The sequence below is a fragment of the Paraburkholderia caledonica NBRC 102488 genome (genome assembly GCF_000685095.1).
In the GTDB taxonomy this organism is placed as follows: Bacteria; Pseudomonadota; Gammaproteobacteria; order Burkholderiales; family Burkholderiaceae; genus Paraburkholderia; species Paraburkholderia caledonica.
Genome location: NZ_BAYE01000024.1, coordinates 71,663 through 89,034, shown reverse-complemented (window position 1 = coordinate 89,034; position 17,372 = coordinate 71,663). Strand labels below are relative to the sequence as shown.

The following is a 17,372-nucleotide window of genomic DNA, read 5'->3' as shown; positions in this document are numbered from 1 at the left end:
GCCGGGCAAGGCGACGGTCAACGACCAGAACTACGCACAGCCGCGGCTGGCAAAAAGCCTTGTGCCGAACCGCGAGTCCTACGAGGAGGCGCGCGGTACGGCGAGCCAGCGCATCGAGCTGTACGAGCCCGCTGACTTTGCTCAGCCCGAGGCGCGGCGCACGTCTGCCCATCCGAACGACGAGCAGATCGAAGGCCAGTACCTTGCGCGGGTCAAGCTCGAAGCGCGGCGATGCCAGGGTTTGCGCGCAACCGGCAGGGGGCACCTCCTGGCCCTTCAGCCGGGCCGCACGTTCACGCTTGCGGGCTATCCGCAGGAGCGCGCGAACTGCGAATACATCGTTCTGCGCTGTGATCTGGACATCACTGAGGTCGGCACGTCATCGGGCGCATGGCGTCAATACACCGTCAACACGGAGTTCGAACTGCAACCGGCGAGCGAGTATTTCCGGTTGCCGCAGCTCACGCCCCGGCCGCGCATCGACGGTTATGAATATGCGGTGGTGGTCGCGCCGCAGGACAAGGAAATGTTCATCGACCACCGGAACCGCCTGCGCATCCAGTTCGACTGGGACCGGCGGGCGAATCTCGATGGCGCAAGCTCGATCTGGGTGCGCGTCATGACGCAATGGCAGGGCGGCGAGCTGGGTGTCGTCGCCCCCGGCCGCGCCGGTCAGATGGTGCTGGTCGCGCACGTGCACGGCGATCCGGACCAGCCGGTAGTCGCGGGATTCGTGGTGGACAGATTCAACATGCCGCCGTGGGAACTGCCGGCCAATGCGGCACTGAGCGGCATGCGCAGTAAAAGCCTCGAGTACGGTCTGCACTCCAACCACCTCGCGCTGGACGATACGCCCGGCAGGATGCAGGCGCAGCTTGTGAGCGACCAGGCGAATTCGCGGTTTGTGGCGGGGTTCAACACGCGCATTGACGGCACGAAGGGGCGCACCGAGGCGCGCGGTGAGGGAATCGAGATCGCCACCGATGCGCATGCGGTGATGCGCGCTAACAGAGGCATGTTGCTGACGACGGAAGCGCGCGCGGGTGCGAGCGCGCCGGTGAAGGACATGGGCGAGACGGTGGCGCGGCTCACGCAGGCGCGACAGCAGCATGAGGAGCTTTCACAGCTCGCGCAGAAGCACAACGCGCAGACGCCAGGTTCGAGTCAGGGCGACGTCACCGGCACGATCAGGACGCAGAACGAGGCGGTCAGAGGCGGGCAGAAGACGGCGGACAACCCGTCGCCCGAGATGACACGGCCGGACGTCGTGGTGGCGAGCGCAGCGGGCATCGCGACGACCGCGGCCGACAGCACGCACATGGCGAGTGCGAACGATCACGCGATCACGGCGGGACGGGATGTGAGTGTGTCGTCGGGCCGCTCACTGTTTGCGTCGGTGCGCGGAGCATTCAGAGTGTTTGCATATCAGCTCGGCATGAAGCTGATCGCGGCCAAAGGCCGGGTGGACATCCAGGCGCAAAGCGACCAGATGGCATTGGGGGCACTCAAGGACCTCACGATCAGCAGCACCGACGGCAGGATCGTGCTGACGGCGGCAAAGGAAATCTGGCTCGGTGCAGGCGGGTCGTACATCCAGATCAACGGTGGCGGGATCATCAACGGGTCGCCGGGGCCGATTCTGGAGAGAGGCGCGTCGTGGGATGTGCCGGGGCCGGATTCGAAACGTATGCCCTCACCGACGATGCCTCAAGGCGATCTGAAAACAACAAGTCTATATCCTCAATCGCGCTAACCATGATTATTAGTCCACCCTTCCTGCCCCAGTCCGGATTCAATTCGTGCGCCGTCAACAATACTGACCCCGATCAGCTGATGACGGTAGTCGAAACGTATGAGCGAGGCTGCCACGGCGTCTTCCCCGTCACCTTTGACCGTCGTTGGCACGGTGGCATCCATCTCGTGCCACCGACCTTGGACGAACCCGTGCGGGCCGTCGCCGATGGCGAAGTGGTCGCCTACCGCATCAGTCTGAATCCCATCTCCGATGGCCATATTGATGAGGCGACCGGCCAGGAGGCACTGAATACGAACACGGGCTTCCTGCTGCTGCGCCACGTAACCGATACGGGGAACGGACGCACCCTTACCTTCTATTCGCTGTACATGCATCTGCTGGACCTGACGGCGCAACAATCACTTACTGGGTCGCCAGCTAATTCACCTCAGAACAGTTCGCCCACTGCACTCGCAGCGTGGCTGCTCGAAGCGAGCGATAACGTAAAGCAGGGCAATGGCAAAAAGGTATATCGCAAAGATATCCTCGGGCACTGGGGCACATCGCAGGGCACGCGACACCTGCATTTCGAAACCTTCATGACCGAGGATGATTTCACCACGTGGTTCGATCAATCTGGCCACACAGTCCAGCTTGGCGAAAAGAATCCGGTACAGCCCACGTCAGATGACTGGTGGGGGCACGCCTATTTTGTGATTCCCGCCACGGCTGAATTTGTAGCTCGTCCTGGGACGCCGTATGACGACCCGTGGTTTCCCGCGCTAAGCAGAGGCAAGTTACCGAATGACAAGGCCAAACTGTATGTCGAGGCGTACTTCCACAAGGGACAGCGCTACACGCGCTCGTGGCTGGACGAGAGCGACGACGGCAACTGCGTATTGCTGACGCCCGAGCCGGTGAAAGATTGCTTCCCCGAATATGAATACAAGCTCTATGAGCGTGCACTGAAGTTGTATCCAACTTGCCCGAGCGATGGCTACGAACTGCTGCGATTCGGGCGCATCCTCTCGCTACCGCCCACACTCAGCTTGTCCCAAGACAAAGTGACCTGGGTTGCTGTGCCGTTCGATGCAAATGGTACGCAGGGTTACGTCGATATCAGCAAAACGTCAATCATCAAACTCTCGGACGCTGACTTTCCGTTTTTTACTGGCTGGCAGAAGATCAACAGCGGTAATGCACCGCTGGATGCTAATGGCCTGTTCAGCTACCGCAAGTTGATGCAGCTCGTCGGCGATGCGACGGCGGTCGAATACGAGGTTTCCCAGGACGACCCGAAGTTCAGTCTGGATGATCAGCTCACGTACTACGTGCAAGGCAACGATACCGTGCGAAATAAGCTCGCCGGTTTCGTCTGCCATACAAACAGCGAATGGGACCCGGCCAACAACGACCAGCGATATCAGGACTTGAACAACCCGGACGGATATTTCGGGAAGCGCAAGGACACCGACCCTGATGGTTACGACAGGTTTGTCGGCTTCCTAAAAAAACTTCAGTTTCTGGATCGTATCCCCGCATTGGCCGGGGGAAAAAAGTTGTGGTATTTCCACCCGCTCGCGTTTATTCGACACTTCAGGAAGTGTGGGTGGCTCAGTCGAAGTGAGCTTCAGCAACTTCTGCCCAAACATGTTGTACAAAAAGGGACGCCTTGGAAGTGGCAAACGGTAAGCATACATGGGGCAGATCCTATGTTGTCGGCGAGCGATCACAATGCCATCCAAAGACGGCTGGCACTCAACAATGCGATCCGCAAATATGGAGTTCAATCACCGGTTCGTATGGCGTCGTTCTTTGGAAATGCGACAGAGGAAACCCAATGGTTTCAAAAGTACCATGAGGGATCACCTTACTGGTACAAACCGTGGGATGGACGAGGGATGTTGCAACTTACACACGCCACCAACTATATAAAGTATTGGACGTTCAGAGGGCTTTCCGTTACCAGCGATGTGAAGACCACCCTGGATCAGCATACGCATCTGGCTGACTCCCATCGACCAATGCTAAACGGGCACAAAGGGATGTACGATCCGACGAATTCGCTTAGCGACGCGTCAACGCATATTCCCTCTGAAATTATCGAAAGGAGGAATGCAACGGCCAATCCGTTTGAAGCGGCGGATAGTGCCGGTTGCTATTGGGTCTGGTCGAGAGCAGCAAGCTGCGCGGACGAACACGAAAGTCAACAAGCCAGCACACTGCGGTCGCTCGATACAGATCATGGGACCAAGTACTACTATGAAAACAGTGCGTTTGGAAAGGTTGCTGGTACCGTAAATACTGGTTCACCTTCAAGTCAGTACAGCTCAATTTGGGACATACAGTCTCGATTCTTGGCATTCGCTAATGCGCAAGTGATCCTGTTCGATGTCACGAATTTTCCGCAGCCAAACAGTTCAACATCTTGCCTGCCTATTGACTTTTCTCGTTCAGAGGCGCCATGAACTACCGCCCTATCGTAGCTGTGGTTTTGTTTCTCTTAGTCGCATCCTTTATTAATCCGGCGTTTGCACAAGACCAGTGGGTTAGGGTGGGTAATGCGGCTGGACAGACTGCTAGTGCAGACGGTCCAGCAGTGATACTGGTTGATATGGGCAATTGTCGATTTTCGATGACAATTGGAAAGCGAGATCATGTGAAATACAACGACCCAGATCTTGTACTTTATCGCGCAAATCGCACGCTAACAGACCACCATCTGCCGCATCTGAAGCAGGCTGAGATGACGTCGGGATACGATTGGTGGTTTGAGGAGCCTAAAACCATGAAGACCCAATGGATGGGCTTGATGTGCGACAAAATTTCAAATTTCAAGTGGTCATCCAGTTCGACGCGGGCCGAAGTTTCTCCCGAGTTGCAGGACATCATGGACTCGAATTCGTTGAAGTGCCCCGCAAATTTCGATGGTAATCAATGGGTACCAATTTCAAGTAAAGATGACGTGATATTCAAAAATATAGACTTAAGCGAAACTCGGGGATTCGTGATAGACAGCAGGTCTAAGACAAAAGATCAAGGTTCGAGATTTTGTTTCATTCACGGGGAGAATATATTGCTCGGAGTGTCTGGAGGTGGCGCAAATCTCAGAAATGAGAAAAATGGCTCGATCCTGAATGTCTTGCAAAGTATTGAATTCAAATCTGACGACTCGCCAGTGAACCAGTAACCGAACAGCAATCATGATTGACCTTATCCGACTCGGCGACAGCACCGATCACGGCGGCGAAGTCATCACCGCCTCCGACACCATGCATTACGGCGGCAGGCGCGTCGCCCGCAAGGGCGACCATGTGACATGTGCGCAGCATCCGGACGTAAAGCCCAATGTCATCATCGAGGGCGACGAAAAGATCACTGACCACGGCGTACCGGTTGCCCGACAGGGTCACCGTGCCACATGCGGATGCAGCCTGATTTCCAGCATCGTTTAGCCGGCGTGTCCACGTCGCAGAACGGAGGAAAACTCGCCTGTTCAGACTTCAGGCAAGTCACTTAGCTTGTCCAGGACGAGATCCCCATGACCCTATCCCGCAGACTGCCTATCACACGATGCTATCCAAAGGTCAGTGCACCTTTCGATCGAACAAATTTCCGCGCTTGCGCGCCAGCGCATGACCCGCATCGGCACGTACGACACCCCTCAAGCCTTCAACCCCGACCCCGCCGCCTCTTCCCTCGACTGCACCTGCAAGACCGCATCGCGCTTATCAAGCAGATGTTGCCGAAGAATCTGACTGAGCCTCTTGCCGTCCCGCGCCTCGAGTGCCTTCAACATTTCGTCGTGGTCATGAATGGCGCTGTCCCACTTCGGGATCTGAAAATTGGACCGGAAACGCAGCGCCTGCAAGCGCCGATTCACCGAGATATAAGTCTGCCGAAGCGCTGAGTTCCGCGCGGCCTCATTGATCTTGTCGTGGATCGCCTGATTCCGGCTGTAGTACCCAGCCAGGTCGTTTTGCGCGCGACAAGCGAGCATTGCGTAATGCAACGCCTTGATGTCGGCAAGCTCCGCCGCCGTCATCCGGTCGGCTGCCAGTTCGCCCGAAAAAGCCTCGAGACCGCTCATCAACTCGAACGTCTCGCGCAACTCCGCCTCCGACATCTTCCACACCGACGCGCCCCGGTTCGGCGAAATCTCGATCAACCCCTCAGCGGCCAACACCTTGAGCGCCTCACGCAACGGCGTGCGGGAAATGCCAAGCGTTTCGCACAGCTCGCGCTCGTTCAGCTTCTTGCCCGGCTCAAGTACGCCCTCGACGATGAACCGGCGGATGTGCTCCACAACCGTGTCATGCAAGCGCTGACGCTCCACTTTCGGCAACACGGCCGCCGTGGGCAGGCTTGCCTCAAATTCCGAATTTTGCATACAAACTTCCTTATCCACATTGGATTCGATTTTATCGGATAGCCGCGCACGGCGAAACAGCACGGGTAAACACCTGTGCGCAAAGGCGATTTTGGTCTTTCGCCTGTCCGAACTCGTCTGATATAGTTTTTTGCATGCAAAATTCAATCGGAGGAGCGCAATGTTGAAGTTAGATTTTCATCCCGCCGGCCGTCACTTTCTGCAGATTCCGGGGCCGAGCCCCGTGCCCGATCGCATCCTCCGGGCGATGAGCTACCCGACCATCGACCACCGCGGCCCTGAGTTCGGCGAACTGGGTCTGAAAGTGCTCGACGGGATTAAGAAGATCTTCAAGACACAGCATCCCGTGGTGATCTATCCGGCGTCCGGCACCGGCGCATGGGAAGCGGCGCTTTCGAACACGTTGAGCCCCGGCGATCATGTGCTGATGTTCGAGACCGGGCACTTCGCAACGCTCTGGAAAAAGATGGCCGAAAGCTTGGGGCTCAAGCCTGAGTTTCTTGGCTTGCCCGGCATCGAGGGTTGGCGCCGCGGCGTTCAACCGCAAATGATCGAAGCGCGTCTGCGCGAAGATACGCAGCACTCGATCAAGGCGGTGTGCGTCGTGCACAACGAAACGTCCACGGGCGTGACTTCGGATATCGCCGCCGTGCGGCGCGCAATCGACGCCGCAGGACATCCCGCGCTATTGCTCGTCGACACGATCTCGGGCCTTGCCTGCGCCGATTATCGCCACGACGAGTGGGGCGTCGACGTCACCGTTTCAGGCTCGCAGAAGGGCCTGATGCTGCCGCCAGGCATCAGCTTCAACGCGATTTCGCCGAAAGCCGTGGCCGCGAGCAAGCATGCAAAGTTGCCCCGCAGCTTCTGGGACTGGAATGAAATCGTCGAGATGAACAAGACGGGCTACTGGCCCTACACGCCGAACACGAACCTGCTGTACGGGCTTCACGAAGCGCTCGAAATGATTCTCGGCGAAGGGCTCGACAACGTGTTCGCGCGTCACGAGCGTCTTGCCGAGGCGACTCGCCGCGCGGTGCGCGCCTGGGGCCTGGAAATCCAGTGCGCCGATCCGGCTGTATATAGCCCGGTGCTGACGGGCGTGATGATGCCCGACGGCGTCGATGCCGACGCCGTTCGCAAGCTGATCTACGAACGCTTCGACATGTCGCTCGGCACGGGTCTCGGCAAGATGAAAGGGCGCATGTTCCGCATCGGTCATCTGGGCGATTGCAACGACCTGATGCTGCTCGCGACGCTCGCAGGTTGCGAAATGGGCTTGCGGCTCGCGGGCGTTCCGCTCAAGGGAAGCGGCTTGCCTGCCGCTATGGAGTGGTTGAGCGAGCCGACGCAAGCGTCCGGTTTGAAGGCGGCAGCCTGAACGAAGCGGCAAAACAAGCTGTGCTGGCCACGTCGCAAAACCGGACCCGCTCAACAAGCCGCGGCAACGCATCGAAAAAAGCAGACCGCAACGAAAGCAGGCATCAACGAAGTCAGTTCCATCACGAAGCCGCGCACAGAACGCGGCCCGAACAATGCGATGGCGAGGCGGCGCGTGCCGCCTCGCGACGACGAAGCGCGCCATCTCAGGAACGCCGTCGATACATGCAAATGGAGAGAGACGATGAAGCGGTTTCGTGGGACCAGTGCGACCAGTATCGTTCTATTGATGCTCTGCATCATGTACTTCATCACTTACCTGGACCGCGTCAACGTCAGTACGGCGGCGGCGGGCTTCGGCAAGGAATTCCATCTTTCGCATACGGAAGTCGGGCTGGTGTTCTCGGCTTTCGCGTATCCGTATCTGCTGTTTCAGATTATCGGCGGCTGGGTGAGCGATCGTTTTGGCGCAAGACGCACGCTGCTCGCGTGCGGCGCGGTGTGGGGCATCGCGACCTTGCTGACCGGTTTTGCCGGTGGCCTCATTTCGCTGCTGGCGGCGCGCGTGCTGCTCGGTTTCGGTGAAGGCGCGACCTTTCCGGCGGCGACATCTGCGATGGCGCGCTGGGTCGCGAAAGAAAAACGCGGCTTCGCGCAGGGCATCACGCATGCGGCCTCGCGCGTCGGCAATGCGGTCGCGCCCGGCATCGTCGTACTCGTGATGGCGAACTGGGGATGGCGCGAATCGTTCTACATCTGCGGTGCGTTCAGTCTATTGTGGGTCGTCGTGTGGGCTTTGACGTTCACCGAGCATCCGAAAGACCATCCGCGTATCACGAAGGAAGAGCTCGAAGTATTGCCCGCGCCGAAAGCAAAGTCGGCGGGCGTGCCCTGGGGCAAGCTGTTTCGCCGCATGGCGCCCGTTACGATCGTGTACTTCTGCTATGGCTGGACACTGTGGCTGTTCCTGAGCTGGATTCCGCAATACTTCCTGCACAGCTATCACCTGGAACTGAAGAAGTCGGCGATCTTCGCATCGGTCGTGTTCCTCGCCGGCGTGGTGGGCGATACGCTTGGCGGCGTCGTGACCGACTTCATTTACAAGCGAACCGGGAGCCTGAAGCGCGCACGCAGCTGGATGGTGTCGGTGTGCATGATGTTCTGCCTGCTGTCGCTGATTCCGATTATGTTCACGCACAACGTGTATCTGTCGATGGCGTGTCTCGCGTCGGGCTTCTTCTTCGCCGAGATGACGATTGGCCCGATGTGGGCCATTCCGATGGACATCGCGCCGGAAGCCTCGGGCACGGCGAGCGGCATGATGAACACGGGCTCGGCGCTCGCGGCGATCATCTCGCCCGTGATGGGCGGCTTCCTGATCGACTACTTCGGCAGCTGGGAGTTGCCGTTCGTCGGCAGCATGCTGTTGATGGCGATTGGTGTCGTGCTCGCGTTCCGCATGCAACCGGAGAGCAAGTTTGCAGACGATCCCGCGGACAAGGGGCAGGTCTCGCCCCGCATGGGCGTGTAAGCGATGCTTAAGTCCTCTCGCGCCGACGCCATGAAGCTGACCACGTTGCCTCTGAGCCGCTTGCTCGCCGATGCGCGCCGCGATCATGCGACGCTCGACAACCTTCCGCCCAATCTCACGCCGACCGACGCCGGCGCGGCATACGCGGTCCAGCATGAGATCCTGGCCATTGCCGGCGCGCGCATCGGCGGCTGGAAGATCGGCGCCAAGTCGGACAGCGGGCCGATCCAGGGCGCGCCGTTGCCGGAGGTCGACCGGTATCCCGACGGCGCTACTGTGCCGCGCGCGGCCTTCGCGCCATTGGGCCTGGAACTGGAGATCGCCTTTCGTTTCGGTCGCAGTTTCGAGCCCTCCACAACGCCTTATAGCGAGGCCGACGTGCATGCCGCAATCGGCTCGTTCGGCGCGACCATCGAAATCGTCGCGAGCCGTTTTGACGCGTGGCCGGACGTCGACAAGCTCGCGCAACTGGCGGACTTGCAGAACCACGGCGCGCTCGTCGTCGGCGAATTCATGCCGTACGACGAGAGCTTTCCGTTTGTCTCGCCCGCGCTGCGTTTCGATTTCAACGGACGCGATGTCGTGGAATTGACGCCAGCCAATCCCGCAGGCGATCCGCGCCGATTGCTCACGTGGCTTGTCAATCACGCGACGTCGCGTGGCGTCACCGTGACGCCGGAAATGGTCGTGACGACCGGTTCGTACACCGGCATGTTCTTCCCACGAAGCGCGGGCACGGCACACGGACGCATCGAAGGACTGCCATCGGTAAGCGTCACGTTGTATTGACCGTTCGGGCGCTCGCGCGCTTTGCCGCGTTGCGCCGCGATTTCTGCGTATTGCAACAACACCGACGTTATGACGAATCCCACTTCCGCTTTGCTGGTCAAGCCGATTCATCTCGTGCCGTCCACGGCGCGTCTGATGACGCCGCTCGCGCAACATCTGCGTAAATCGTTGCGTGGCGACGTGCTGTTCGATGCAGCAAGCCGGGGACGTTATGCGACCGATGCGTCGATCTATCAGATCATGCCCGTCGGCGTCGTCGTGCCGCGCGACCAGGACGATCTGCGCATCGCACTTGAAATTGCTCGCAGCGAGAAAGTACCGCTGCTTGCACGCGGCGCGGGCACGAGTCAATGCGGACAGACGGTTGGTGAAGCGCTCGTGATCGACACGAGCAAATGGCTGAACAATATCGTCGATTTCGATCTGGAGGCGCGCACGGTGACGGTCGAGCCGGGCGTCGTGCTCGATCATCTGAACGCGTGGCTCAAGCCGCACGGTCTCTGGTTTCCGGTGGACGTGTCGACAGCGGCGCAATGCACGATCGGCGGCATGGCGGGCAATAATTCGTGCGGTTCGCGCTCGATTGAATACGGCAACATGGTGCACAACGTCGAAGCCATCGACGCGATTCTCGCGGACGGCACCGAAGCGCGTTTCGCTTCGTTGCGCAATGCGCCGCAAGGCGCGCGTTTGCAGCAGATATTCGAAGGCGTCAAGCAGATCGCGCAACGCGAGCGCGACGAAATCGTGGCGCGCGTGCCGAAAGTGTTGCGCCGCGTGGCCGGCTACAACATCGACCTGTTTGACTGTCAGAATCCGCGCGCTTATACCGACGACGGCGTGGCGAACCTCGCGCATCTGCTGGTCGGCTCGGAAGGCACGCTCGCATTCAGCCGTCAGTTGACGCTGAAGCTCGCGCCGTTGCCCGCGCATAAAACGCTGGGCGTGGTCAACTTTCCGACGTTCTGGCAGTCGATGGATCTGACCCAGCACATCGTCAAGCTGAAGCCGGTCGCGGTGGAGCTGGTCGACCGCACCATGATCGATCTGGCGATGAGCAACCCTGCGTTTCGTCCGGTCGTCGAAAAGGCGCTGGTCGGCGAGCCGCAAGCGGTGCTGCTCGTGGAATTCGCGGGCGAGTCGCGCGACGCGCAACTCGAGTCGCTCAGGCAACTTTCCGAATTGATGGCCGATCTCGGTTTGCCTGGCTCGGTTGTGGAAATGTCGGACGCGAACGCACAAAAGGCGCTGTGGGAAGTGCGCAAGGCCGGCCTCAACATCATGATGAGCATGAAGGGCGACGGCAAGCCGGTGTCTTTCATCGAAGACTGCGCGGTGCCGCTCGAACATCTCGCCGAGTACACAAGCCAGTTGACGGAGGTGTTTCATCGGCATGGCACGGAGGGCACCTGGTACGCGCATGCGAGCGTCGGCACGCTGCACGTTAGGCCGATTCTCGACATGCGCCGCGACGGCGCGGTGAAAATGCGCGCGATTGCCGAGGAAGCCGCGGCATTGGTGCGCGAATATAAGGGCGCTTATTCCGGGGAGCACGGCGACGGCCTGTGTCGCGGCGAATGGGTGGCGTGGCAATACGGTCCCAAACTCAACCATGCGTTCAGTGAGATCAAGGCGCTGTTCGATCCGGACAATCGCTTCAATCCCGACAAGATGGTGCGTCCGCCGAAAATGGACGACGCGAGCTATTTCCGTTTCGCGCCCGGCTATCGGGAACGGCACATCGAACCGGCGCTCGACTGGTCCTCATGGAACGTCGAACGCGATCCGCTGACTGGCCGCGAAACCGCGCCGGGCAGCGGCAACGACCTCGCAGGCGGTCTCGCGAAGGCCGTCGAAATGTGCAATAACAACGGCCACTGCCGAAAATTCGATGCAGGCACGATGTGCCCGAGCTACCGCGTGACGAAAGACGAACAGCATGTCACGCGCGGGCGGGCGAACACCTTGCGTCTTGCAATCTCCGGTCAGCTAGGCGAGGCCGGCCTTGCCAGCGACGAAGTAAAGGACACGCTCGATCTCTGCGTGTCATGCAAGGGCTGCAAGCGCGACTGCCCGACGGGCGTCGATATGGCGAAGTTCAAGATCGAAGCGCGCGCCGCGCGCGTCAAGCGACATGGCCTGACGCTGCGCGACAAGCTCGTCGCCTTCATGCCGCGCTACGCTGCCACCGCGAGCCGCATGCCGGGCTTGATCGCACTTGCCGACAATGTGCCGCTCGTGTCGTCCTTGTTCAAACGCGCGGTCGGTTTCGCGAGCGAACGGAGCTTGCCGCGCTTCAGGAAGTCGTTTCTGTCGAGCGCGAGGCCCACTGTGAACGCGCATGGCGCGGCGCTGAAGGAAGTGCTGTTGTTCGTCGACACCTTCAATAACAGCATGGAGCCCGAGAACGCCAGGGCGGCGCAGAAGGTACTGGAGGCGGCGGGCTACACCGTGCACTTCAACATGCGCGAAGGCGAGCGGCCGGTTTGCTGCGGCCGCACGTTTCTCGCGGCGGGCCTGGTTGACGAAGCGAAGTACGAAGCGAGACGGATGCTCGATCTCTTCAAGCCTTTCGTGGAACGCGGCGTGCCCATTGTCGGCCTGGAGCCGTCGTGCCTGCTGTCGCTGCGCGACGAGTTTTTGCACTACGGCTTCGGCGACGAAGCACAGCGGCTCGCCAAACAGGCGTTCCTCTTCGAAGAATTCCTGGTGCGCGAGGAAAAGGCGGGTCGCCTGACGCTTGCGTTGAAGCCCTTGGACACGCCACAGGCGCTGGTGCATGGCCATTGTCATCAGAAGGCGTTCGACGCCTTTACGCCCGTGCAAACCGTTCTGAAATGGATTCCTGAGTTAAAGGTATCGACGGTGGAATCGTCGTGCTGCGGAATGGCCGGCAGCTTTGGCTACGAAGCGGAGCACTATGCGACGTCGCAAGCCATGGCCGAGTTGTCGCTATTGCCAGCGGTGCGCAAGATCGACGGCAATACCGTCATGGTCGCGGACGGCACGAGTTGCCGTCATCAGATTCACGATGGCGCAGGTGTGGAGGCCATTCATGTGGCCCGTGTGCTCGCTATGGCGCTGCAATGACGTGCTCAAGCCGGGACAGCCTGCCGGTACGCGGTAGGCGACACACCCACGCCTTCGCGGAAACGGTGGCTAAAGTGGCTCGCGTTTGCATAGCCGCATAGCTCGGCAATCCGCAGAAGCGGCAGTGAAGTGGTGCGCAACAGCATGCGCGCGCGTTCGAGCCGCTGCTGCGCGATCCACGCAGCGGGCGGCAATCCGAACGACGTGCGGAACATGCGCGCAAGGTGAAACTCCGACAGCGCCGCCACGCCTGCAAGTTCACCGATGGTGAGCGGCTCTGCGAGATGGCTCTCGATGTAATCGAGCAGTCGCCGTCTCGTCGCGACCGACAAACCGCCCTTCAGCGCCAGGCCGGTGCGGCGCACGCCTTGCGAGCGCAACAGCAGGCTCAGCACTTCATGTGCGGTTTCGTTGGTGCGCAGCAAACCGTCCGGGGCGTCCCAACGTTCGTTCGCAAGCGACTGACACAGACTGGCAATGCGCGCGTCTTCGAAATACGTGCGATCGGCAAGCGTCAACTCGCGCGGCTCGCGGTCCAGTTCCTGCACAGCGCGTTGCGTGAAGTGCTCAGGCAGGAAATAGAGGTGCATGAAATGCATATGGCCGCGCACCCACCAGCGCGATTCATGATCGCCGGGTAATGCGCATAGCCGCGACGGCGCGCCGTAACGCCCCGGCATTTTCTGCCGCTCGGTGCGATAGCCGCCATCCAGATAGCACGAGAGGGTGTGGTGGCCCGGGCGATCGTAGACTGTCTCGGCGACTTCTGTGTCGCGCGTCCACACGGCAATCGCCAGTCCGTCACCGAGCCACGCAAACCGGTCCAGGATCGCGTTCGAGCTGCCGAGCGTGTGACACACCGACTGAATGCCAAACGGCGTTTCAGTGGCGTCATTCACAGCGACGGGCGGGCTCGGCTTCACGGGACTGATGTCGTTCTTGCGGGATATGAGCGTGAGTATACGGCTGGCCGCGCCCCGGCACATATGCGCTCGCGGTTCGCCGCCGAAAATGCGCAATCCTGGACAAGTCCGGGCGTCTGCGTTGCCGCATAGTCGACCTCCTGTATCCGCTGTTGCAGGCTTGACCATGAATCTGTCGCTTTATGCCGTTACCGTTCTGATCTGGGGCACCACCTGGATCGCGATCAAGTGGCAGTTGGGCGAAGTGCCGCCGCCGGTCTCCATCGCCTGGCGTTTCTGGATCGCCGCACTGGTGCTGTTCGCGCTGTTGCGCATGATGCGCCGGCCGATGTGGCCGCCGCGCGCCGCGTGGCGATTTTTGTTCGCGCAAGGGCTCGCGCTGTTTTGCGTCAACTTTCTGTGCTTCTACTACGCTGAACAGGCTGTGCCGAGCGGCCTCGTGGCAGTGGTGTTCTCCACGGCGCCGCTTCTCAATTCGATCAACGGACGGCTTTTCATGGGGCGTCCGCTGCAGCCATCGGCGATTGCGGGCGCTATGCTCGGTCTCGCCGGCATTGTGTGTCTCTTCGTTCAGCAGATGAGCGGACATCTCGGCGACCACGCCGCATGGCTTGGGCTTGGCATCGCGTTTCTCGGCACATTGTGCTTTTCGGCTGGCAACCTGTTGTCGAGCCGCATGCAGTCGATGGGATTGCATCCGTTCGCAACTAATAGCTGGGCGATGTTGATCGGCGCGAGCGTGCTGACCGTAGGAAGTGCGCTCGCCGGCTTCCCGTTCGCTATCGAATCGTCCACACGCTATCTCGGCGCACTGGCGTATCTCGCGGTGTTTGGCTCTGTGATCGGCTTTACCGCATACCTGATGCTGGTCGGGCGCATCGGGCCCGAGCGCGCCGCCTATTCGACCGTGCTGTTTCCGATCGTGGCGCTGGCTGTGTCGACGGTATTCGAAGGCTATCAGTGGTCGGCATTGGCAGTGGTTGGATTACTGCTGGTGGTAGCCGGCAATCTGGTTGCGTTCGATATGACGCGGCGCATTTTCGCGCGACGCAGCCACGCTTAATGACGGCGGGGTTTATGCGCACAAAGTGCACTTTTGCTGGGATGGATTCACAAATAGCATTTGAAGAAAACGATATTTGACGATCTATTGACGCGTCGTGACAAGATTAACCGTTTGTGTCACATAACGCAGCGAGACCGCGGAAGAACCGGCGTGCCGCACACTCCCTATGCATGCGGGATATTCGTTTTTATCAAATATTTACCGTCAATTTTTTTATCAATTAATTCACCTGTTTTCTATGCGAGGATGAAAACGTCACTTGCAAGGGAACATCGTCGTGAAACTCTTTTCGCGCCTCGGCGCGGCAATCATTTTTTGCCACTGTCTTCTTCCGCTTACTGGCTATGCGCAGTCGCAGCTCACCTACACTACCTCGTGGATCGGCAACAGCTTCGGTTTCGGCGACGGCAAGTGGATGCAGCAGGATATCCAGGCAATCGCGGTGGGCGCCGACGGTACTGTTTTCACGAACGCGCCGTGGGACGAGAGCGGCAGTGAAATAGCGGCGTATCGCGGGGGCGACAAGATTGGCGTCGCGGGATTCACGCACGGTTGGGGCGCTGCGGGCGGCGATGCCGTCGCGGTCAACCACACGTATCTGTACGCGGCAATGTCGATCGGGAACGAGAACAACAAACTGGTCGGCGCGGACTATCCGCCGGCCGGACAGACATGGTTTGGCATCACGCGCCGCACGTTGGCGAATCTCTCGGCAGGCGTGCCGTTTAGTGCGGGCGTGGGCAATAGCGCGAACGCAACGAAAAACAGCTTCCTGCCCGTCGATACAGTAACGACCGGTACCGACGCGGCCATCCGCGGACTTGCCGCCACCGACAACGAACTGTACCTCTCGGACACCTACGCGAACCGCATCGTCGTTTTGAACGCCAATACGATGCAGCCATTGCGTTCGTGGAGCGTCAGCTCACCAGGACGTATCGCCATCGACACCGATTCGACGCTCTGGGTGATAAGCGGCATATCGTCCGGAAACCTAACTATCTTGCACTTTGGCGCAGATGGCACCGCGCTTGCCGGCGCCTTGCCGTTGCCCGCCGGCGCAGTTCCGGCCGACATCGCCGTTACGCCGGCGGGACAAATTCTCGTCGCGGATAACGGGCCGTCGCAGCAGATTCTCGTCTTCAACAAGGACGCCCATGGTCAACCGCGAGCAGCCGCGCCGCTCGGAACCCGCAACGGTATTTTTCATGCGGTCAAGGGCGTGCCGGGCAACTGGCGCTTTAACGGCATGACGGGAATCGCGCTCGATCCGGCGGGCAATCTATATGTCGCGCAAAACGGTGAAGGGCCGCGGCCGGTTGGCTCCGCATCGGTCGGTCAAGGTGCGGTGCTCGAAAGCTATGTGTTCAGCTCGCATGCGTTGAACTGGCGGCTGTATGGGCTGACGTTCGTGGACAGCGCCGCATTCGATCCGGCTACGCCGGCTTCGGTGTACACCGGTTCAAAGCGCTTCACGCTCGACTACAACCAGCCTGTGGGGCGCGAATGGTCGTACGCGGCGTTCACGCTGAATCGCTTCGATTATCCCGACGACCCCACGTTTCATCAGCCGCGCGGCGTGCGCGGCGAGCCGATGGTGCGAAGAATCGACGGCCGGCCGTTTCTCTATACGCTCGATCCGGGCGCGCATTATCTGAACGTCTACCGTTTCGACGCCGCACATGGCGAGACGGCGATTCCGTCGGGGCTGCTCGCGCAAAATCCGCTGCCGGGCATGTGGCCTTCGGGCCAGCCGGGCTATGGCGAATGGCTGTGGCGCGACGTCAACGGTAACGGTGTTGTGGACGCCAGCGAAATCAGCAGCAATCCGTCGACCGGCAGCACCGTGGGAAACGGCTTCTGGTGGGTGGACGCGCCGGGCAACGTCTGGCTTGCCACACCACTGAGCGGCATTCGCGAGATGCCTTTGCAGGGGCTGGATCTAGCGGGCAATCCGATCTACACCTACTCGAGTTCCAGAATGTTTGCGATGCCGCAGCCTTTCACGCGACTGGCACGGCTCATCTACATCGCGGAATCCGACACCATGTATCTGTCCGGTTTTACGAGCGCCGTTCCGTGGGATGCGACCCACTGGAAAGAGGCCGGCCCCGTGCTCGCGCGTTATGACAACTGGAGCTCGGGCGCGCCTACGCAGCAGTACGCGGTCGCGCTGCCGTGGAACACGCAGAGCAATCCGCAAACGACCGCCGTAGGCGTCGCGGTGGCCGGCGACTATGTCTTCGTGGCCGAGTTGTACACGGCAAAGGTCGATGTCTACGACGCGCGCACAGGTCAGCCGGTCGGCTATATGACGCCCGGCGCGAGTGTGGGCAACACGGGCGGATGGGTGGACGTCTATCTCGGCATCAGCGCGGCGAGACGTGACAACGGCGAGTACGTGATACTGGTAGAAGACGACGCGCGCGCAAAAATCCTGATGTATCGGTGGACACCTTAGTCCAGGT

The 17,372-nt window shown here is 60.1% G+C and carries 12 protein-coding genes; 10 read left to right on the top strand and 2 right to left on the bottom strand.

The genetic code is table 11. The features are described 5' to 3' along the window. The 4 genes from BCA01S_RS35530 to BCA01S_RS29585 all read left to right on the top strand — a co-directional run. A partial coding sequence (locus BCA01S_RS35530) for a type VI secretion system Vgr family protein (RefSeq protein WP_042319844.1) occupies positions 1-1,753 on the top strand: 1,753 nt, incomplete at its 5' end. Positions 1,754-1,755: 2 nt separating this feature from the next. Further along, the gene (locus BCA01S_RS29595) at positions 1,756-4,203 is read left to right on the top strand and encodes a M23 family metallopeptidase (RefSeq protein ID WP_027780005.1); all 2,448 of its coding nucleotides are present in this window, start codon (positions 1,756-1,758) and stop codon (positions 4,201-4,203) included. Further along, a complete protein-coding gene (locus BCA01S_RS29590; RefSeq protein WP_027780004.1) occupies positions 4,200-4,925 on the top strand; it encodes a hypothetical protein in 726 nt (241 codons plus the stop codon). Before BCA01S_RS29595 ends, BCA01S_RS29590 begins: the two co-directional genes overlap by 4 nt. A 13-nt stretch (positions 4,926-4,938) precedes the next feature. Beyond that, the gene (locus tag BCA01S_RS29585; protein ID WP_027780003.1) at positions 4,939-5,190 is read left to right on the top strand and encodes a PAAR domain-containing protein; all 252 of its coding nucleotides are present in this window, start codon (positions 4,939-4,941) and stop codon (positions 5,188-5,190) included. A 209-nt stretch (positions 5,191-5,399) separates the two neighbouring features. Here the strand turns inward: BCA01S_RS29585 and BCA01S_RS29580 are convergent, their stop codons facing one another. Beyond that, the gene (locus BCA01S_RS29580; RefSeq protein ID WP_027780002.1) at positions 5,400-6,125 is read right to left on the bottom strand and encodes a GntR family transcriptional regulator; all 726 of its coding nucleotides are present in this window, start codon (positions 6,123-6,125) and stop codon (positions 5,400-5,402) included. Positions 6,126-6,285: 160 nt separating this feature from the next. On the opposite strand from BCA01S_RS29580, the gene BCA01S_RS29575 reads away from it, so the two are divergent. The 4 genes from BCA01S_RS29575 to BCA01S_RS29555 all read left to right on the top strand — a co-directional run bounded on the left by BCA01S_RS29575 (position 6,286) and on the right by BCA01S_RS29555 (position 12,915). Further along, positions 6,286-7,506, top strand: coding sequence for a pyridoxal-phosphate-dependent aminotransferase family protein (locus tag BCA01S_RS29575; RefSeq protein WP_027780001.1), 1,221 nt, complete (start codon positions 6,286-6,288; stop codon positions 7,504-7,506). 243 nt (positions 7,507-7,749) lie between these two features. Further along, entirely contained in the window at positions 7,750-9,036 is a 1,287-nt protein-coding gene (locus BCA01S_RS29565; protein ID WP_027779999.1) for an MFS transporter, read from the top strand. A gap of 3 nt (positions 9,037-9,039) precedes the next feature. After that, positions 9,040-9,825, top strand: coding sequence for a 2-keto-4-pentenoate hydratase (locus BCA01S_RS29560; RefSeq protein ID WP_042319841.1), 786 nt, complete (start codon positions 9,040-9,042; stop codon positions 9,823-9,825). A gap of 69 nt (positions 9,826-9,894) precedes the next feature. Continuing rightward, complete coding sequence (locus tag BCA01S_RS29555; protein WP_027779997.1) at positions 9,895-12,915, top strand: FAD-binding and (Fe-S)-binding domain-containing protein; 3,021 nt, start codon at positions 9,895-9,897, stop codon at positions 12,913-12,915. Between the two features lie 5 nt (positions 12,916-12,920). Here the strand turns inward: BCA01S_RS29555 and BCA01S_RS29550 are convergent, their stop codons facing one another. Continuing rightward, a complete protein-coding gene (locus BCA01S_RS29550; RefSeq protein WP_042319852.1) occupies positions 12,921-13,838 on the bottom strand; it encodes a helix-turn-helix domain-containing protein in 918 nt (305 codons plus the stop codon). Positions 13,839-14,004: 166 nt separating this feature from the next. On the opposite strand from BCA01S_RS29550, the gene BCA01S_RS29545 reads away from it, so the two are divergent. Together BCA01S_RS29545 and BCA01S_RS29540 are read left to right on the top strand one after the other, a co-directional pair. After that, a complete protein-coding gene (locus BCA01S_RS29545) occupies positions 14,005-14,901 on the top strand; it encodes a DMT family transporter (protein ID WP_027779995.1) in 897 nt (298 codons plus the stop codon). A 280-nt stretch (positions 14,902-15,181) separates the two neighbouring features. Further along, positions 15,182-17,365, top strand: coding sequence for an NHL repeat-containing protein (locus tag BCA01S_RS29540; protein ID WP_027779994.1), 2,184 nt, complete (start codon positions 15,182-15,184; stop codon positions 17,363-17,365). The last annotated feature ends 7 nt before the right edge of the window (positions 17,366-17,372 follow it).

What these genes read in the sequence shown, in the direction of transcription:
- BCA01S_RS29595 (WP_027780005.1), top strand. Translation starts at nt 1,756, where the DNA reads ATGATTATTAGTCCACCCTTCCTGCCCCAGTCCGGATTCAATTCGTGC.
- BCA01S_RS29590 (WP_027780004.1), top strand. Translation starts at nt 4,200, where the DNA reads ATGAACTACCGCCCTATCGTAGCTGTGGTTTTGTTTCTCTTAGTCGCA.
- BCA01S_RS29585 (WP_027780003.1), top strand. Translation starts at nt 4,939, where the DNA reads ATGATTGACCTTATCCGACTCGGCGACAGCACCGATCACGGCGGCGAA.
- BCA01S_RS29580 (WP_027780002.1), bottom strand. Translation starts at nt 6,125, where the DNA reads ATGCAAAATTCGGAATTTGAGGCAAGCCTGCCCACGGCGGCCGTGTTG.
- BCA01S_RS29575 (WP_027780001.1), top strand. Translation starts at nt 6,286, where the DNA reads ATGTTGAAGTTAGATTTTCATCCCGCCGGCCGTCACTTTCTGCAGATT.
- BCA01S_RS29565 (WP_027779999.1), top strand. Translation starts at nt 7,750, where the DNA reads ATGAAGCGGTTTCGTGGGACCAGTGCGACCAGTATCGTTCTATTGATG.
- BCA01S_RS29560 (WP_042319841.1), top strand. Translation starts at nt 9,040, where the DNA reads ATGCTTAAGTCCTCTCGCGCCGACGCCATGAAGCTGACCACGTTGCCT.
- BCA01S_RS29555 (WP_027779997.1), top strand. Translation starts at nt 9,895, where the DNA reads ATGACGAATCCCACTTCCGCTTTGCTGGTCAAGCCGATTCATCTCGTG.
- BCA01S_RS29545 (WP_027779995.1), top strand. Translation starts at nt 14,005, where the DNA reads ATGAATCTGTCGCTTTATGCCGTTACCGTTCTGATCTGGGGCACCACC.